General features: G+C 44.7%; 17 protein-coding genes. 10 read left to right on the top strand and 7 right to left on the bottom strand.

Translation table 11 applies throughout. The annotated features are described in order from the left end of the window. Positions 1-136: 136 nt before the first annotated feature. A complete protein-coding gene (locus QT992_RS05485; protein WP_333317453.1) occupies positions 137-1,120 on the top strand; it encodes an Rpn family recombination-promoting nuclease/putative transposase in 984 nt (327 codons plus the stop codon). A 123-nt stretch (positions 1,121-1,243) separates the two neighbouring features. Next, on the top strand, positions 1,244-1,570 hold the full coding sequence (locus QT992_RS05480) for an antibiotic biosynthesis monooxygenase (protein WP_333107428.1): 327 nt from the start codon (positions 1,244-1,246) through the stop codon (positions 1,568-1,570). Here QT992_RS05480 and cas6 read toward each other — a convergent pair whose 3' ends face one another. Next, complete coding sequence (gene cas6, locus QT992_RS05475) at positions 1,571-2,452, bottom strand: CRISPR-associated endoribonuclease Cas6 (RefSeq protein ID WP_333317455.1); 882 nt, start codon at positions 2,450-2,452, stop codon at positions 1,571-1,573. Positions 2,453-2,850: 398 nt separating this feature from the next. Between cas6 and QT992_RS05470 the strand changes: the two genes are divergently transcribed. From QT992_RS05470 to QT992_RS05435, 8 genes are all read left to right on the top strand, one after another. Beyond that, positions 2,851-5,481, top strand: coding sequence for a M1 family metallopeptidase (locus QT992_RS05470; RefSeq protein WP_333376692.1), 2,631 nt, complete (start codon positions 2,851-2,853; stop codon positions 5,479-5,481). Positions 5,482-5,685: 204 nt separating this feature from the next. Further along, positions 5,686-6,183 carry an NUDIX hydrolase gene (locus tag QT992_RS05465; RefSeq protein ID WP_333317458.1) on the top strand — a complete coding sequence of 166 codons (498 nt, stop codon included), beginning with the start codon at positions 5,686-5,688 and terminating at the stop codon, positions 6,181-6,183. Positions 6,184-6,318: 135 nt separating this feature from the next. Next, positions 6,319-8,292, top strand: a complete 1,974-nt coding sequence (locus QT992_RS05460; protein WP_333338176.1) for a 5'-methylthioadenosine/S-adenosylhomocysteine nucleosidase — start codon at positions 6,319-6,321, stop codon at positions 8,290-8,292. Beyond that, positions 8,285-10,384 (top strand): tetratricopeptide repeat protein, encoded by a 2,100-nt coding sequence (locus tag QT992_RS05455; RefSeq protein ID WP_333338178.1) that lies wholly within the window; start codon positions 8,285-8,287, stop codon positions 10,382-10,384. Before QT992_RS05460 ends, QT992_RS05455 begins: the two co-directional genes overlap by 8 nt. A 170-nt stretch (positions 10,385-10,554) precedes the next feature. After that, positions 10,555-10,902 (top strand): hypothetical protein, encoded by a 348-nt coding sequence (locus tag QT992_RS05450; RefSeq protein ID WP_333338181.1) that lies wholly within the window; start codon positions 10,555-10,557, stop codon positions 10,900-10,902. Positions 10,903-11,031: 129 nt separating this feature from the next. Beyond that, positions 11,032-11,277, top strand: coding sequence for a DUF4160 domain-containing protein (locus tag QT992_RS05445; RefSeq protein ID WP_333317470.1), 246 nt, complete (start codon positions 11,032-11,034; stop codon positions 11,275-11,277). Further along, positions 11,264-11,623 carry a DUF2442 domain-containing protein gene (locus tag QT992_RS05440; protein ID WP_333338184.1) on the top strand — a complete coding sequence of 120 codons (360 nt, stop codon included), beginning with the start codon at positions 11,264-11,266 and terminating at the stop codon, positions 11,621-11,623. Before QT992_RS05445 ends, QT992_RS05440 begins: the two co-directional genes overlap by 14 nt. A gap of 47 nt (positions 11,624-11,670) precedes the next feature. Further along, positions 11,671-12,219: a hypothetical protein gene (locus QT992_RS05435; protein ID WP_333338187.1), complete on the top strand. Its 549-nt coding sequence runs from the start codon at positions 11,671-11,673 to the stop codon at positions 12,217-12,219. Between the two features lie 70 nt (positions 12,220-12,289). Here the strand turns inward: QT992_RS05435 and QT992_RS05430 are convergent, their stop codons facing one another. The 6 genes from QT992_RS05430 to petA all read right to left on the bottom strand — a co-directional run bounded on the left by QT992_RS05430 (position 12,290) and on the right by petA (position 16,799). Next, entirely contained in the window at positions 12,290-12,772 is a 483-nt protein-coding gene (locus QT992_RS05430) for a hypothetical protein (protein WP_333317477.1), read from the bottom strand. 51 nt (positions 12,773-12,823) lie between these two features. Next, a complete protein-coding gene (locus QT992_RS05425) occupies positions 12,824-13,951 on the bottom strand; it encodes an FAD-dependent oxidoreductase (protein ID WP_333376689.1) in 1,128 nt (375 codons plus the stop codon). 43 nt (positions 13,952-13,994) lie between these two features. After that, positions 13,995-14,210 carry a hypothetical protein gene (locus QT992_RS05420; protein ID WP_333376687.1) on the bottom strand — a complete coding sequence of 72 codons (216 nt, stop codon included), beginning with the start codon at positions 14,208-14,210 and terminating at the stop codon, positions 13,995-13,997. Positions 14,211-14,248: 38 nt separating this feature from the next. Beyond that, positions 14,249-14,692: a photosystem II protein PsbQ gene (gene psbQ / locus QT992_RS05415; RefSeq protein WP_333376685.1), complete on the bottom strand. Its 444-nt coding sequence runs from the start codon at positions 14,690-14,692 to the stop codon at positions 14,249-14,251. A 159-nt stretch (positions 14,693-14,851) separates the two neighbouring features. Continuing rightward, the gene (locus QT992_RS05410; RefSeq protein WP_333144449.1) at positions 14,852-15,703 is read right to left on the bottom strand and encodes an alpha/beta fold hydrolase; all 852 of its coding nucleotides are present in this window, start codon (positions 15,701-15,703) and stop codon (positions 14,852-14,854) included. Positions 15,704-15,809: 106 nt separating this feature from the next. Next, complete coding sequence (petA, locus tag QT992_RS05405) at positions 15,810-16,799, bottom strand: cytochrome f (RefSeq protein WP_333376682.1); 990 nt, start codon at positions 16,797-16,799, stop codon at positions 15,810-15,812. Positions 16,800-16,950: the final 151 nt, after the last annotated feature.

Genomic DNA, 16,950 nt, shown 5'->3' with positions numbered 1-16,950 from the left:
GTATGTTAAATTTATACCACCCGTATTTTCATAAATTCAAGTGGGCTATTGCAGCGACCCAGTTTTCGCAGCCCCGAAGCGATCGCACTTCATCAAAATCTTTCATAAATCAATCAAACAGATTAGGAAAAATATCATGAGATTTATCAACCCTAAAACAGACTTTGCCTTCAAAAAAATCTTTGGTTCCACCGACAGCCAAGATATCCTTATCAGCTTCTTAAATGCTCTAATTTACGATGGTCAGCCAATCATCCAAGACTTACAAATTATTGACCCTTACTCGGCTGCTACCGTTAGCGGGCTCAAAGATAGTTATTTGGATGTCAAAGCTCGAATTACCGGCGACAAAACGGTAATTATTGAAATGCAAGTTTTGAATGTAGCTGCTTTTGAAAAACGAGTCATCTACAACCTAGCCAAAACCTACGCCAACCAACTCAAAATTAGAGATAGTTATCCGAGATTAAAACCAGTAATTGCTTTGACGATTACCGATTTTGAAATGTTCCAAGAACAACCTGATGTTATTTCTCATTTTATTTTCAAGGAAAAAGAGAAACTATTTGATTATCCCGATCTCGAAGTTGAAATGTTTTTTGTCGAGTTGCCGAAGTTCAAAAAAGAGTTAGATGAACTCACAACGTTGACTGATAAATGGATTTATTTTATGAAGCACACTCCAGATTTAGAAACAATCCCAGCCACAATGGAAACAGTTCCAGAACTAGAAAAAGCTTTTCAAATTGCCAATGAGGCTAACTTAAGCTTGAAAGAGTTGCAGGATATGGAAGCCGAAGAGAGAGCAATCCAAGAACAGCAGGGAATAGTTTCTAGAGGGATAGAAGAAGGTTTGGAACGAGCTAGGGTTCAATTGATGCGAGAAGGGATGCAAGCAGGCCGTCAAGAAGGTCGTCAAGAAGGCATTCAAGAAGGTATCAAAGCAGGTCAAAGAGCGTTAATTTTGCGCCTTCTGGAGCGACGTATAGGAGCTGTTAATCCCGATGTAGTTTCGCGAATTGGGGAATTATCGGTTGAGCAATTAGAGAGTTTGGTAGAGGAGGTAGTCGGATTTTCTAGTTTATCCGATTTAATGGTTTGGTTGGATAGAGCAGAATAAGGGACAGAGCGATCGCTGTGAGGTTTTTTTAGGTCGATCTACTTATAAACAGCGATATTCACAAATTTCGGGCGATCGGGTAAAATATAACTTAGTGTATCGCTATTAAGTGAGGAAAAAGATATGTCAGAATTTCTCGACTTTCTCCGACATCAGTTTGCCTACGTTGCCATTGGCGAATTTAAACCAGGAAAATTTGAAGCTGCAGAACAACTTTTTGAAAAAGCCGTTGCAACTTATGCCACAGGTTTTAAGGGAGCATACCTGCTGCAATTGCCCAATACAGACAAAGGTATTGCCATCATTTTTTGGGAAAGCGTAGAAGATATGGCAGCCAATCAAAGCGAAGCTTATCAGGAAATATTGAAGCAGATGGCGCCTTTGTTTGCGAAAATACCAGACACTGATGTTTATGAAATAGTCAGTGAAATTCAGCCCAAAGGTGAATAATTAAAAATCATGCAACCGGCGCGTCATTCCCATTCCCATCGGCGTCTTTCGCCCGACTCCGCTGTAAAGCGCAAAATCTGCTAAAGTGTTAATTTGCTTGATAGTAGCAGGAGCTATATCTCCCATAATTCGGTAACTAATATCGCCGACGCAGCCAATAAATTTACTGCGAGAATCCGTACTAACTTCTGTTCTGATATCGAAGAAACTGGGAAAAATAGCTTCTGTGAAAGTAGGTTCGATCGCAATCCGGCTGTACTTGTTCCAGCGATTAGCTAAACTGCCAAAAATACTCTCACGAGTGGGCATAGCACTATCGTATACACCTTGCCTAAAATTAGTAGGAGTGCAAAAACTAAAAGCAATTTGGCGCTCAGTTTCCGAAGCTCTATCGAACAATTCGGCGTAAGTACAAAAGTTTACCCAAGGCTGGTTTGATTGCGGTTCGCTCAAAATATTAGTAATGTATATATTTGTCGGGCCGAGATGCCAAGGGCGAGCGAAATTAAGTTGCTGCCAAAGTTGCGTTAGGCGATCGAACAAACCGTCATCCAGCAGAGAAATCCGCCACCAAATCGGCGTATTTTCCTGAATTGCTTGCTTGTGTTCCCACTGTACAGCCGGAGATATTGTGCGGGAAGCCGGAGGCAAAACTCTCTTTTGTGGCTGCGGCGTACTGCTTTTGTAAGCCTCTTTTTTACTTACTTGAAAAGGGCTTAAAGTGAAAGCTTTTTCATGAGATTGGTCGTGCAGGTACGCGCTCAAATCGCTGTCTACAGCACTCACAAGGTTCAAAAATAAAGCGTGGAGATGCCGTCCCGTTAAAAACTGAGATGGAATTGGTGCAACTGGCAGCAGGTTTAAAACAACGCTGTGGGGCATTTTAAAATTATATACTGTGTCTGTATAGCCTTTCTCAGTAACATGAGGTGCTCATAGGGCATAGGGCATATATCGTAATTGGTTTTTCTGAGTTAAGTACATACATTCAGTTTCGCTACAGAATCTATTTTACAGCAAAATTTCTGTTGATACCCACAACTTTTGTAAAGCCGTGCTAAAAGCACGGGGTTTCTACCCAATTTTCCGATGATTGCAGACATTAGCCTTGCTGATATTGTAGCGAAAAAATCATATTTTCCATCCCCTCAACGATAGACCCAGTTTTCACCAAGTTAGCGACAACAGCAGCTAGGACGCGCTACTCTATAATAAGCTGGCAGTTCAGCCGGATCGGCGCTGCCAGCGATCGCCGCTCGACTCACAACTTTGCCATCACAATGTCAAATACTTACTTCGATTCTGAAAACAATCACAAATCCTTCGAGATGCCCGGTGCTCGGCCGCATTACAACCCGGATCGCCCCGGTCAAGTAGAGCACATTTTCCTCGACTTAGTGCTGAATATTCCCAAACAAAGCTTTCGGGGCACTTGCAGCATCCGCATCAATCCAGTCCGCAGCGGTATTGACAAATTAACCTTAGATGCGGTAAACCTCAACATTGAATCGGTAAAAGTTGGCGAAACCGAGCAAAATTTCGACAGCGACGGCGAAGTGCTGCAAATTCAACTGCACGAACCAACAGAAGCTTACCAACCAATTACTATTGCGATCGAATACTCGGTCGAAAAACCCCAACGCGGCCTTTATTTCGTCGGCCCGGACAAAAACTATCCAGACAAACCAACACAAGTTTGGACTCAAGGCGAAGACGAAGATTCCCGCTTCTGGTTTCCCTGTTTCGACTATCCCGGACAGTTGGCAACTTCCGAAATTCGAGTGCGAGTTCCCAGGCAACTTTTTGCCATATCCAACGGTGAATTAATTAGCACAAAAAACGACGGAGACGAGAAAATTTATCACTGGTCGCAAACCCAGGTACACCCGACGTACTTAATGACCTTAGCAGTCGGAGATTTTGCCGAAATTAAAGACGAATGGAACGGCAAACCAGTTAATTATTACGTGGAAAGAAGCCGCGAAGCAGACGCTAAGCGCAGCATGGGCAAAACGCCTCAAATGATTGAATTCTTCTCGAAAGCATTTGGCTATCCTTACCCTTTTCCCAAATACGCTCAAGTCTGCGTCGATGATTTCATCTTCGGCGGTATGGAAAACACTTCCACAACTTTGCTAACAGATAGGTGCTTGCTAGACGAACGCGCCGCCCTCGACAATCGAGGTACTGAAAGCTTAGTCGCCCACGAATTAGCTCACCAATGGTTCGGCGATTTAGTAGTAATTAAACATTGGTCTCACGCTTGGCTGAAAGAAGGTATGGCTTCTTATTCCGAGGTGCTGTGGACTGATAAAGAATATGGCAAAGAAGACGCGGCTTACTATATGTTAAATGAAGCCCGCAGTTATTTAGCTGAAGATAGTTCCCGCTACCGCCGCCCGATGGTTACTCACGTTTACCGCGAAGCCATTGAATTGTACGATCGCCATTTGTACGAAAAAGGTGCTTGTGTCTATCACATGATTCGCGCCGAGTTGGGCGACGAATTATTTTACAAAGCAATTCACACTTTTGTGCGGGATAACGCTCACAAAACTGTAGAAACGATCGATTTGCTCAGGGCTATCGAAAAGGCTACTGGTCGCAATCTGATGTTTTTGTTTGACCAGTACGTTTATCGTGGCGGTCATCCAGATTATAAGGTTGCTTATTCCTGGGATAGCGACAGCAAACTAGCCAAAATTACTGTTACCCAAACTCAGGTAAAAGACAGCAAAAATGGCAATGGCAACAGCAAAGATGTATTCGATCTCAAAATTCCGATCGGCTTCGGTTACAAGCCAGAAAAAGAAGCAGATGATGACAGTTCGACACCTTCAACCCCGAACCTGAAAACTTTCACAGTCCGAGTGCATGAGCGCGAGCAAAGCTTCTATTTCCCTCTCGAAGAGAAGCCTGCATTTATCAGTTTTGATGTCGGCAATAAATACTTAAAAACTGTTGTGTTAGAGTATGGAATTGCGGAACTAAAAGCTCAGTTGCAATTCGATCCAGACCCGGTTTCGCGGATTTACGCTGCCCAAGCTTTGGCGAAGAAGGGAGGGCTGGAAGCGGTGAAAACGCTGTCAGAAGTTCTCAAGAAAGAGCCGTTCTGGGCAGTACGGGCAGAAGTTGCTGGTCAGTTAGTTGAAATTAAACTCGACCAAGTTTTTGAAGGTTTAGTCAGTGGTTTAAAAGATAAAGATGCTCGTGTTCGTCGCGCTGTGGTGAATGCGCTGGGTAAAATCCCAACTCACGAAACTTATAAAGCGCTGAGATCGATCGTCGAAAAAGGCGACGACAGCTATTATGTAGAAGCAGCAGCAGCGACAGCTATGGGCTCAATTGCAGCGGCTAACCCCGACGAAAAACCAACCGACGAACAGGTACTGAAAGAGTTAAAATTGGTGCTGAAAGAACGTCAGGGGTGGAATGAGGTAGTGCGATCGGGTGCGATCTCCGGTTTGGCGCAGATGAAAACTTCTGAAGATGCGCTGAATTTAATATTGAAATACACAGCCGCCGGTACTCCGCAAGCTTTGCGCTTGGCTGCAATTCGAGCTTTGGGCACAATTTCGACTGGTCAAACGAAGGTCAATTTAGAACGGATTTTGCAGCGATTGGCAGAATTATCTAAAGAGACGTTTTTCTTGACTCAAGTCTCTGTAGTAGCGGGATTGGGACAAATGCAAACTCGCAAAGCTATTCGCATTTTGCGTTCTTTAGCTGACCAAACTCCCGATGGTCGCGTCCGCCGCATGGCTGATGAAGCTGTGCAAAGAGTGCAGAAAAATGCTGGTTCTGATGCAGCGGTAAAGCAGTTGCGCGAGGAATTAGACCAGGTGAAAAAGGAGAATCAAGATTTGAGGAGTCGGATGGAAAATTTGGAGGCTAAGGCGAAGAAAGATTAGGTGTAAAACCCCATACCGGCGCAGATAAAGGTAGATATTGGCGATCGGCTTTTATCTGCTTGTCGGTAGAGGATGGCGCCTGGTTATTATAATAATATTATTGTTCAGTGGGAGTGCATGGAAATTTCCTATTTTCCACAGAAGGGAAAACCAAAATATCTCTCTTCTCCACTTTGTTTTCTCAACTGGGGAATTATCTAGAAGGTGGATGCAATTTTTATTTTTGAGTTGTCAACTGTTGATGAAGTTGCAGTAGCTTTTTCACCCAGAAATATTGCCCAAATTATGAGTATAAGAACCGCTGTATTGATAGAGCAATCGGGGGTAATTCCCTATCGCATTCAAGAGGGACAAATTGAAGTAATGCTGATTACTTCTTCGGCTAGCAAGCGCTGGGTTATTCCCAAAGGATTAATTGAACCTGACATGACTCCCCAAGATTCCGCCGCCAAGGAAGCTTGGGAAGAAGCAGGTTTGTTGGGTAAAGTGTTCCCGGATTTGCTAGGAACTTACGAGTATCAAAAGTCCGGCTGTACTTGGCTGGTAGGAGTATTTTTAATGGAAGTGCAAGCAGTTCTGGAAATTTGGCCCGAAGCTAGCAAGAGAAAGCGGCAGTGGGTAAGTATTCCTAAAGCAATTAAGCGGGTTAACGAACCGGAACTCAAACTCATTTTTGCGGATTTGCCACAGAGATTCTGGTGAATAATACCCAGATACCCGACTTCTTGAAAAAGTCGGGTATCTAATTGGTCGATCGCACATCGAAATGACATTTTTAATCCCCAAGTACCAAAAAACTTGTCATAATAGACAAAAAGCTTCTCTATATAAATCCTTATGGCCTGTGCTGTTATTCTGACTGCTCTCTCAGATGAGTACCTTGCCGTTCGTTCCCATCTGTCCGATCTTCAAGAAGAGATTCATCCGCAGGGGACGATTTATGAGCGGGGGAAGTTCAGCGGGCCTAATGCTGTGTGGGATGTGGGTATCGTCCAAATAGGAGCCGGCAATCCCGGTGCAGCAATGGAGGCAGAAAGAGCGATCGCCCATTTCAATCCTGATGTTATTCTCTTTGTTGGAGTGGCTGGGGGAATTAAAGATGTATCCCTCGGCGATGTTGTCGCATCTACTGAAGTTTATGGATATGAGTCAGGCAAAGCAGACCAAACCTTCAAGCCTAGACCGAAAATCGGTTTGTCTGCCTATAGTCTAGAGCAACGAGCCAGAGCCGAAGCCAGAAGCGGTGACTGGCTGAAAAGACTATCCGTTTCAGAGCCGATCCCTCGCGTCTTGGTTGCGCCGATCGCAGCGGGTGAGAAAGTGATTTCCTCCACGAAATCGGAGGTTTTTCAATTTTTGCGCTCGAACTATGGGGATGCAGTTGCTGTTGAAATGGAAGGATTTGGTTTCCTGGAGGCAGCGCGTGCCAATCAGCAGGTGTCTGGGATGGTTATTCGGGGTATTTCTGATTTGATTGATAACAAGGCTAAGGTAGATAAGACAGGGTATCAAGAAATTGCTGCCCGTCACGCCAGTGCGTTTGCCTTTGAGATTTTGGCAAAGTTTAAATCAGCACCTCCGCTTGTTCGTAAACAAGTTGTTCCAGAGACTTCCCCATCGAATTCTCGCAACTTCTTTGCCTTTGATGATGCCTGGGTGGGGCGATCAAAGCTGCTCAGGGATTTAAGCTATCGAATTCAGGAATCCTGTCGTCTACTCATGCTGGTAGGGATTACTGGCATTGGCAAAACCGCATTAGGTGAACGGCTTGCGGTAGAGTTGGCAGATTGGTTTAATAAGGATTGGACTCGGTTTCATCAGGAAAACTTTGAGGCTGAGCAGCAATCCTCAGATTTTGCCAGTGTTGCTGCACGCTGGCTGGAGAAGTGGGGTGAATCGATTACCAATGAAGACCGCAAAGACCCTCAGCGACTGCTGTATCGATTGGTTCGCCATCTCTGCGAGAATCGCTATCTGGTGCTGATGGATTCGCTGGAGAACATTTTACAGGGCAACGGGGAAGAGGGCTGGAATGACTTTCAAGATGAATGGTGGCTCAAGTTCTTTGATAGTTATTTGAAAGCACAACCCTGTCAAACCTGCATTATTCTGACTTCTCAAGACCTACCTGGACAGATTGAAGCCATCGATCCGAAATCTAGAAACTTCCGCCATTGCCAACTTTTAAATGGTTTGGAACAATCAGAACAGATGGCTTTGTTTGAGAAAACGGAGCTGGATATAAGCCCCACTTCGCCAGGCAGACCCTACTTGGAACGAATTGGAACTGCCTATGAGGGGCACCCTCTGGCACTGCGGGTGATTGCAGGAGAAATCAAAAATAAGCCGTTTGAAGGTAATGTTGTTGCGTACTGGAACAAGTACGGAAAGGAGGTTGAAGAAGTTGAAAACGCGATCGCGGAATCTCAAGAAAGAAATTCTACTGGAGCCGAAGATAAGTGGCAACTTGATCGATTTACTAAAACGCTCCGCAGAAATGTGCGATCACGCTTTAACAAAGACTTTGCTCGTCTGCGGAACGATGCCAAATGGGCTTACATTCTACTCTGTGAATCATCTGTGTACCGATGCCCTGTTCCAGAGGATTTTTGGTTGAGCCACCTAGAGGATTGGGATCGAAACGAAGAAGAGCAAAAAGCAGCGTTGGATACCTTACGAGAGCGATACCTTATTGAGGAAATAGTTCAAAACAACCAGCACTTGTTAAGACAACATAATTTGATTCGCAGTGTATCTCTGGAACATCTGAGCCAAATGGATTATGAGATAAATGGAGTAGCCGATGAGTGAGATTACACCTCCCGGTAAGTATATTCTCGATCTACTCAACCTTGACTCATCTAGCTTGAAGTCGCTAGAATCAAGAGAGAACCGTTCACACTATCGGGCTGCTATTAATTGGCTTAGAAGTTATCAGCCACAACTAGGCGAATCAAAACTACAACAAGTTCGACATCTTCTACAAGCCTTTTATCATCTTTGTGAAGTCAAAGATTTAGAGAAGGTTGCTAAACTTTTTTCTATTCAAATATTTCCTTATGATGAAGAGCTATATAATCAACTATATATTTGGGGACAATATGATGAATTGTCAGGAATCACCATGAGATTAATGAAACTTTTAGTCATCAGTTCAGAAACAGATGAACAAGTTTGCAATCTCAAAGTAATCTGCTTAAACAACTTAGGAGTGGTTGAGTTTATCCGCGGCAATTGCCATGCTTCCATTGATTATTATACTCAGCAGTTGAAAATATCAAAGCAGATTGAATACTTGCCTGGACAGGCTTCTGCCTTAATTGGTTTAGGACAGAACTCAAAACTTTTAGGACAGTACCCAGAAGCAAATACCTATTATCTTTCTGCTCAAGATATTGCATTAAAACTATCAGCTCACAAATTGGTAATGTCTGCAAAATCAGGATTGGGAAGTATACAGATTCACCTGGGACAGTATGAGCTAGCAATCCCGTATTTTCAGGAGCAGTTGAAAATAGCAAAAGAGATATCTGACAACTTAGGAAAAATACAAGCTCTTGCCGATCTTGGCAATGTTTATTCCCTGATTGGAGATCATGAAGCAGCAGTAGAAAGCCATTTAATCGCTCTTAAAATTACCCATTCAATTGAGAATCTAGAGGGTGAAGCTAAGATACTTTTACATTTGGGATTTACTTTCTATATTCAACAGGAATATCGATCTGCTATTTCTTTCTATAAGCATTCACTCACTATTTCTCGTTCAATCGGACTCTTTTTAGAGGAAGCAGAAGCTTTAGCACGTGTGGGAGTTTTGGAGATAAAACTAGATAATTCACCAGGTGTTAAGGAGTCAGGTTTGGATAAGCTTCGTCAAGCTTTATATCTATTTAAACAAGTAGGTATTCGTTCAGGTGAGGCGCGAGTCCTAAAAGAAATGGCAGAGGTATACAACGAACTTGGAAACATAAAGCTAGCCATTAAAGCTTGTGAAGAAGCTCTGGAGATTGCACGTGAACTAAAACTTCCTTTACAAGAGGATTGTCTAAAACTAGCAATAAAAATTGATGTTAAAAAGGTTGTTGAAAAAGCATCTAAAACTCGAAAGTTTAAAGAAATTGACTTAAAGGAATTCGATTGGCTCAAAGGTGAAATTGATATTGTACTTCTTACTGCTAATGACATAGAGCTTAATGCAGTCTTGGATAATTTGAAGCCATATCCAAGTAAAAAAGATAGGTTCAAGATATTTGAGGGACCAGAAACTTACTATTTAGGTAAATTTGCCGCGTTTAAAGCAGTTGTTACAAAATGTCGAATTGGATCAATCGGTGAAGGATCGGTTATTTTGGCAAGTGACCAAGCGCAACGTATATGGAAGCCGAGAGCTATTATTATGGTAGGCATTGCTTTTGGTAAAGATTCACAAAAGCAAAAGATAGGCGATGTGCTAGTTGCTTCACAAATTATTTCATATGAACCACAACGTGTTGGTGAACCCGTTCAACACCGGGGCAGTATCCCACCCAGTAATACAACGCTGCTCAACCGATTCGAGAATGTTCATAATTGGGAGTTTCCTGGTATTGATGGGTCTCCTTGCGATCTTCGAGTTGGACCTATTCTGTCCGGTGAAAAGCTGATTGACGATCCAGAATTCAAATCGGCTCTGTTCCAACAATTTCCACAAGCTGTAGGTGGTGAAATGGAGGGATCGGGTCTATGTGCAGCATCAGGGCGAGTTGGCGTTCCGTGGATTTTAGTAAAGTCTATCTCTGATTGGGCAGATGGTAAAAAAGATGAGGAGTACCAACAATTAGCTGCTGCTGCTGCCGTTTCACTGGTTCATAAGGTACTTTCGCAGAGGACAGTTCTTAACTCAATTAGAAAAGTGTCTGAATAAATTCAAAGCAATTGCTACAGAATTAGGCATTCCCTTAGCTAAGGTTCTGACAGCCTGATCCAAACCAGAGTTAACATAAAATTAGAACAAATCCGCCCTTCAGATGACGTAGCTCCTGGCTATGTATCTGTCGTTGAGTTCGGCACTCCCAAAGCACGGATCGTCAAAAAATGCAGACAGTAGAAGCCCTTCATCACGAAGCAATGGAACTGGTCGATCGAGCCATTCTCGCCCGTCAGCGTGGCGATATCGACCAAGTGACTGCACTTATCAGAGCCGCTTTTGCCAAAGAACGCGCCGCAGCGGATTTAGTCGCCAACGAATGGGATTTTGAGCCGACTCGTTCTGTACTACATCGGAGCGCCGCCGTACTTGCCATTGAGTGTTGCCAACTTCGGGAAGCAGAACGGCTAATTGGACGTGCTCTCGCCGGAAACCCTCCCGCTGAAATAGCCGATGAACTGCGTGACTTGCTAATAGAAGAAATTTACTCCCAGCGCCAAGCAATTGGAGCTTAATCTATCTCATCCTATTTGAAAAAGTTATATAAAATCCGGTTTCATTCACCAACACGCAAAATTCTCCAAACCAATCAAAGTTCTCCCCTTTCAGGCATAATGTCTGGAAACCCGGATTTCCGATAACGAATGCCCACCATCCTTAGAAAAAATGGCTTCAGAGTCGTGATTTACTTTGACGACCATCTCCCAGCTCACGTTCATGTCATGAATGCCGACAGTGAAGTTAAAATCGATCTAGGCAGTTCAGCAAATCCCGCGCAAATTATTCAATTCAACGGTAAGCGAGGCGATGCTGTCAAAGCACTAGAACTGGTGACTGCTCATCAAAACGAGCTATTAGAAGCATGGAGACAAATTCATGGAGAAACTTGAATTCACAGAAGCAGCACTTAAAGAACAACTCGATCGCGCCGAAGTTGCCGCCATCCTTGCCAATGCCACCGAACCCCGCGCCCGTTCAGCCTACTACGATCGCACCTCCGGCAATATCGTCATTCATCTCAAAGATGGTTCCACCTTCATGTTCCCCCATCACCTGGGACAAGGGCTAGCCAACGCCACCCCAGATGACCTCGCCGCCGTAGAAGTAACCCCGTCCGGTATAGGCTTACATTGGGAAACCCTCGATGTCGATTTAACTGTCCCATCTCTCCTCCGAGGCATTTACGGCACTAAAACCTGGATGGAACAACTCCACCAGCAACAAATTGTTGCCTAGCCCGGTTTCCGTCAAAGCACGAATCATTGACCTTAACCAAAGACAAAATGACAGAAGACGCTATCCTGAAAGTCTGGCTGCTAGAATACGACAAACTCAAAGCTGAGCAAACCCAGCGGATTGGTTTCCGAGACAACCTCCTCTACGTCACCTTGGGTTTGTTCGGTACAATCGTGTCCTTTGCAGCTTCCAACTCCGCCAACTACCACGCCTTTCTAATCCTCCCCTGGGCTTCCTTGATTCTCGGCTGGACTTACCTAGTAAACGATGAAAAGATCAGTGCGATCGGGCGATATATTCGGCTCACCTTAGTCGAAAAGGTGAAAGAAAAGACCGGACACGCAGACGTAGAATCTCTATTTGGTTGGGAAATTGCCCACCGCAGCGATCGCCGCCGATCGCGCCGCAAAATCGAGCAACTTATTGTTGATGAAATTACCTTCGTCGTGTCAGGAATCATTACCCTGATTTCCTTCTGGGCATTAGTACCTGGCACACCTTTAGCTATCAATATTTTGGGTGGAGTTGAGCTACTCCTCCTGCTGATATTGGGTTGGGAAATCATCGTCTACGCTGACTTGGCACAGGGGCGATAAATCCATAGACTGGCGATCGCTGCAAATTCAAGGGAAATTGCAGCAAAAAGTCCAGATGCCTTAATACAGATTAAGCGTTAACTGAGAGGAAAGGAATGCTTTCGGCTAAGTTATCCTTAACTTCAATTCCCTGTTTTCTCGCCCAAAACTGGCTCAAAAAGTGAATTTGCCGCAAGCCCACAACTAAATTTAAACCGGGTACAAAAATCCACCAAACTGTTAGCGGTTCTTTGATTCCTTCTTGGCGGTACAATTCGTTAACTGTGTTGTAAAGTTTGAACTGCACGATGTAAATCCAAGCAATACCGAGGAGGGAAAACCAACCAAACCATCCGGGAACGTCAGGGTCGAATATCCGCAAAGCTTGGGGGACGGCGACTCCTAAAACAAAAGGAAGCAAGCAAAGGGTTCCCGACCAACCGCTGCCGTTATAGCGACGCAATTCTTCTTGAATAATCCATTTGTACCATCCGTAATATAGCAGCAAGCTGACTGCCGACAGCAAAATTACTCGCCACAAAGAGCGCGGTTTACCTAAAGGTTTGTCGGACATATTTAGATGTAAGATATGAATTGCTATCTTGATTATATTAACATTTGTTAATTATTGCAAAATCATTTCTCGAATCGATCGCGCTGTTGCAGGGGCCAGCAGAACACCGTTGCGATAGTGGCCGCTAGCGATGAGAACGCGATCGTTACCGGGAAGCGTCTCGATAATTGGGGCCGGCCGCCCTTCCGGCCGCGGGCGCAATCCCGACCATTTCCTGATGATTGAGGCGAATGCTAAGGCCGGACAAAGGGATCTCGCCCTCGCCATCACCTGCGCCAACATATCAGCATTCGCCTGAATTTCCCCGCCATTTTCGGAAAACTCCACCGTCGCCCCCACCCAAAATTCCCGATTTCCCACAGGCACAATGTGAACGTCATCGCAAGTAATTACCGGGCTAAAATCTGGGTTTCCTACAGGATTGGGCGTCAGCAAATGCAGCGCTTGTCCCAACACCGGGCGAATGTCAACCAACTGATTTAACGATGCAGTCACAGCAGCAGAACCCAAACCAGCGCACACAATTAGTCGATCGAAATTTTCAGCAACAGGCAAGATGCCTGTTCCACAAGACTTATTGACAGCAATGGAAGATGCGAGTTGAATCTCAGACACCTGAGAATCCAACTCACTAATGCCTTGAACTTCCACTCCAAACTCAAAATTAACTCCTTTGAGTTTAGCAGCATCAACCAAAGCCAAAGTTAGCGCCGTCGGATCGACTTGCCGGTCTTGAGGCGAATAAATCCCAGCAATAATCTTATCATTTAAATAGAGATGAGGGCAGCGATCGCGCACTCGTTCCACATCCCAAAGTTCCAATTGCCAACCTTGAGACTCGCGAGTTGCTATCAACTTTTCCCACTTACTTAAATCCTCTCCCTCCGAACACAGCATTAAAATTCCCTGTTTGTTAAAAGGAATTTTTCGCCCCGTAACTGCTTCCAATTCAGGAATCAAAGTCTCGTAGCGCTGAAGGCTGGTTTCCCTCAACTGCCAATTTCTGCCCTTAGTTTTGTGGCCGATCACTCCCATCAAAACACCGAGTGCAGCGCCAGTAGAACCTTTTGCCGGCGGCTGTTTGTCGAACACAGTAACTTTCAGTTCGGGAAATTGACTTAGTTCAAAGGCGATCGAAGCCCCAACAATACCGCAACCAATAATTGCAACGCGAACCATTCAATTTTAGATTTTAGATTTTAGATTTTAGATTAACTGCTTCCTAGGTTTTGTCCATATAAACCTTTTTTGGACGGGCAAGATGCCCGCCCCACAAGAAAACTAATTCTTTCTTTGTGGAACAGGCATCTTGCCTGTTTGTGACAATGATACGCCCCACAAGAAAACTAATTCTTTCTTTGTGGAACAGGCATCTTGCCTGTTCTTGACCATGATACGCCCCACAAGAAAACTGATTCTTTCTTTGTGGAACAGGCATCTTGCCTGTTCTGGATGCCAGATGTGAGTTAAAGCTAATTAAGCTTTAGGAATTAGCTGCAAGAAGGCATCGAAATCATTGACAGCTTTTTGATAGCTGGCCGTGACTTTTGCATAGTCAAGCTCTTTAGCCGCCAGATCAATGTTAACCAAATCGGTAAACAAACTCTTAGTTAAATCAACAGCTTGTTGTTGAGAACTAGGCAACAAACTCCCAGAGACGGTTTTCATTACATTCCGCAAGTCGCCTAGAGGCCCGTGAATGTAAGTTCTGGTATCAACCCAATTCCGTTTTTGAATTAGGGTTCCCAGTTTATCCATGCGCGATCGGAAATCGGTCAGAGTAGGAACAGAACGCTGAATTTGCTGAATCTGGGCTGCTGTGTAAGTGGTTGGAACTTTTGCTTCGACACTGCTGCAACTAACCAGAAATGCCATCAAAAACGCCATCATCAAGGCAAAAATTGAACGGGGACGAGTCATGTCGATTTTAGATTTTAGATTTTAGATTTTAGATTGCTCGTTGCGAGCGGGCACAGGGCGGGTACGGGGTTGCTCGTGTTCGTTCCAAGGCTCTGCCTGGAAACGCAGATGCTTTGGCTCTGCTTCGCTGACCCAGCACCGAGAGTTATGTACAAAATATTATTTTACCTCCTGGCGGCGCAGAAAAGTTATCACAGCATCGCCAACTTTTTCTGACCAATGTTCTTGAGGATAATGCCCCGCTTGTTCCAGTGTGACTAACTCTGCATTTTGCAGGGAACCGACTAGCTTTTTAGCAGGTTCAACACTCAGCCAAGGATCTGTCAAACCCCACACAAATAAAGTTGGTCGAGTCCATGCTTTCAAGCCGGATTCAATTTCGGCCATAGACTGCGGCAATTGAATATTGCGGACTGTATTCATCAGCGATCGACCCGCATCCGAACTCTTCAAAAACGGGCGGCGGTAAACATCTAAATCTTTGTCGGATATTGTCTGGCCGCTGCCACCTTCGAGAGTTCGGTCAACCAAAAGCGGGTCTTGCGTCATCATGTCGCCAATAAAAGGCAGCCCCAACTGCTGCATTTTCCAAGGCAATTTGATATCTGCTGAAACTGGTGTATTGATGACAGCTAGACGCTCAATTTTATCGGGATTGCGTAAAGCGTATTGAATGCCGGCTGAAGCTAAAAATCCTTGGACAACGAGGTAAAATCGGTCTAATTCTAGAGCTTGAATAAAGCCAGCGAGGGCGTCAACAAAAGCATCGGGAGTGTAGGCAAAGTCGCGCTTGTCTGGTTTTGTCGATCGCCCGTAACCCACCCAATCGGGGGCGATCGATCTAAATCCCTGGGCCGCCAAATCCGGCATCATTACAGTCCAGGTAAAACTCTGGGAGGGCAAACCGTGCAGCAGCAGTACGGGCGGTTTACCAGTTTCGTTAACCGGATTTGTTTCCCGATAAAACCATTGCAGCGGGCCTACTTCAACTATTTTCTCATCAATTGACATTATTTTACTGGTTAAGTAGTCAAACAATAAGGCGGGTATTCCCCGCCCTACTTACCTAATAGTTGGGTTCGCACATAGTACCTTACCCAACTAATTACAGCCGCCCTTAGAAATTCATTTCAGCAGCTTGAACTTTTTCGACCTGTTTCTTCTTGAGAACCAGCATAATTTGAGCCAGCATCGTCAAAGCCACGAAAGCCATCAATCCTTTAACGCGATCGGCACTTTGCAGCACAATCTCCACGTCTTTTTGACCGAAGCCGCCCACATTAGGATTGTTCGTCAAAAGTTCGCCTGCTGCAACTGTTTGTCCTTCGGAAACAATCAGTTCTGGGCCTGCTGGAATCGTATCAACAACGGCTGCACCTTCAGCAGGTTGAATTGTCACTTGATAACCGCCATCTTCCTGTTGAGCAATCTTAGAAATGCTGCCAGCTACCGAAGCATTGTAAACAGTATTATTGCTCTTTTCGCCAGTAGGATAAACCTGACCGCGACCGCGGTTGCCTCCGACATAAATTTGGTATTTGCCGTAGTGAACCGACTTGTCAGTTTCCGGATTCGGCGACAAAACTGGGAATACCAATTCTTTGTACTGTTCTCCCGGCACCGGGCCCACTAAAAGAATATTTTCTTGGGTTTCGCTGTAAGGTTGGAAGTAAAGATCGCCGACTTTTTCCTTCATTTCTTCGGGAATTCTGTCAGCGGGAGCAATCTTGAAACCTTCGGGCAACATCACAACTGCACCGACATTCAAGCCGCCTTTGCTGCCGTCGCCGACAACTTGTTGCACGCTAGTATCGTAGGGAATCTTGACAATAGCTTCAAACACTGTGTCAGGCAAAACAGATTGCGGTACTTCAACTTGAGTCGGTTTTGCACCGAGGTGACAGTTAGCGCAAACAATGCGGCCTGTTGCTTCGCGGGGAGTAGCGGGTGCTGTTTGCTGAGCCCAGAAAGGGTAAGCAAATGCTGCTTGGGGAAGTGCGATATCGCTGGTGAGGAAAAATCCTGCAGCGGCGATCGCAATTAAGGCAGTTTTCGCGATCGTCCTGGCACTGCGGCGAAATATCGCAGATAAATTAGTTTGTGGCATTAGAGTATTCAATCTCAAAGGTCTAACAATTTGGTCATTGGTCAGTGGTCATTGGTCATTGGTCATTGGTCATTGGTCATTGGTCATTGGTCATTTGTTATTGGTTATTTGTTATTGGAACTAACTACTAACGAGTAACCACTAACTACTA

This window comes from Microcoleus sp. T3_D1, from assembly GCF_036700405.1.
Classification (GTDB): domain Bacteria; phylum Cyanobacteriota; class Cyanobacteriia; order Cyanobacteriales; family Microcoleaceae; genus Microcoleus.
This window is presented reverse-complemented; position numbering and strand designations above follow the sequence as displayed.

Bases quoted from the DNA above. Each gene is read 5' to 3' on its own strand.
- QT992_RS05470 (WP_333376692.1), top strand. From the start codon at position 2,851: ATGTCAAATACTTACTTCGATTCTGAAAACAATCACAAATCCTTCGAG.
- QT992_RS05430 (WP_333317477.1), bottom strand. From the start codon at position 12,772: ATGTCCGACAAACCTTTAGGTAAACCGCGCTCTTTGTGGCGAGTAATT.
- QT992_RS05445 (WP_333317470.1), top strand. From the start codon at position 11,032: ATGCCCACCATCCTTAGAAAAAATGGCTTCAGAGTCGTGATTTACTTT.
- psbQ (WP_333376685.1), bottom strand. From the start codon at position 14,692: ATGACTCGTCCCCGTTCAATTTTTGCCTTGATGATGGCGTTTTTGATG.
- QT992_RS05460 (WP_333338176.1), top strand. From the start codon at position 6,319: ATGGCCTGTGCTGTTATTCTGACTGCTCTCTCAGATGAGTACCTTGCC.
- QT992_RS05450 (WP_333338181.1), top strand. From the start codon at position 10,555: ATGCAGACAGTAGAAGCCCTTCATCACGAAGCAATGGAACTGGTCGAT.
- QT992_RS05485 (WP_333317453.1), top strand. From the start codon at position 137: ATGAGATTTATCAACCCTAAAACAGACTTTGCCTTCAAAAAAATCTTT.
- petA (WP_333376682.1), bottom strand. From the start codon at position 16,799: ATGCCACAAACTAATTTATCTGCGATATTTCGCCGCAGTGCCAGGACG.
- QT992_RS05480 (WP_333107428.1), top strand. From the start codon at position 1,244: ATGTCAGAATTTCTCGACTTTCTCCGACATCAGTTTGCCTACGTTGCC.
- QT992_RS05435 (WP_333338187.1), top strand. From the start codon at position 11,671: ATGACAGAAGACGCTATCCTGAAAGTCTGGCTGCTAGAATACGACAAA.
- QT992_RS05440 (WP_333338184.1), top strand. From the start codon at position 11,264: ATGGAGAAACTTGAATTCACAGAAGCAGCACTTAAAGAACAACTCGAT.
- QT992_RS05410 (WP_333144449.1), bottom strand. From the start codon at position 15,703: ATGTCAATTGATGAGAAAATAGTTGAAGTAGGCCCGCTGCAATGGTTT.
- QT992_RS05420 (WP_333376687.1), bottom strand. From the start codon at position 14,210: ATGCCTGTTCCACAAAGAAAGAATCAGTTTTCTTGTGGGGCGTATCAT.
- QT992_RS05455 (WP_333338178.1), top strand. From the start codon at position 8,285: ATGAGTGAGATTACACCTCCCGGTAAGTATATTCTCGATCTACTCAAC.
- cas6 (WP_333317455.1), bottom strand. From the start codon at position 2,452: ATGCCCCACAGCGTTGTTTTAAACCTGCTGCCAGTTGCACCAATTCCA.
- QT992_RS05425 (WP_333376689.1), bottom strand. From the start codon at position 13,951: ATGGTTCGCGTTGCAATTATTGGTTGCGGTATTGTTGGGGCTTCGATC.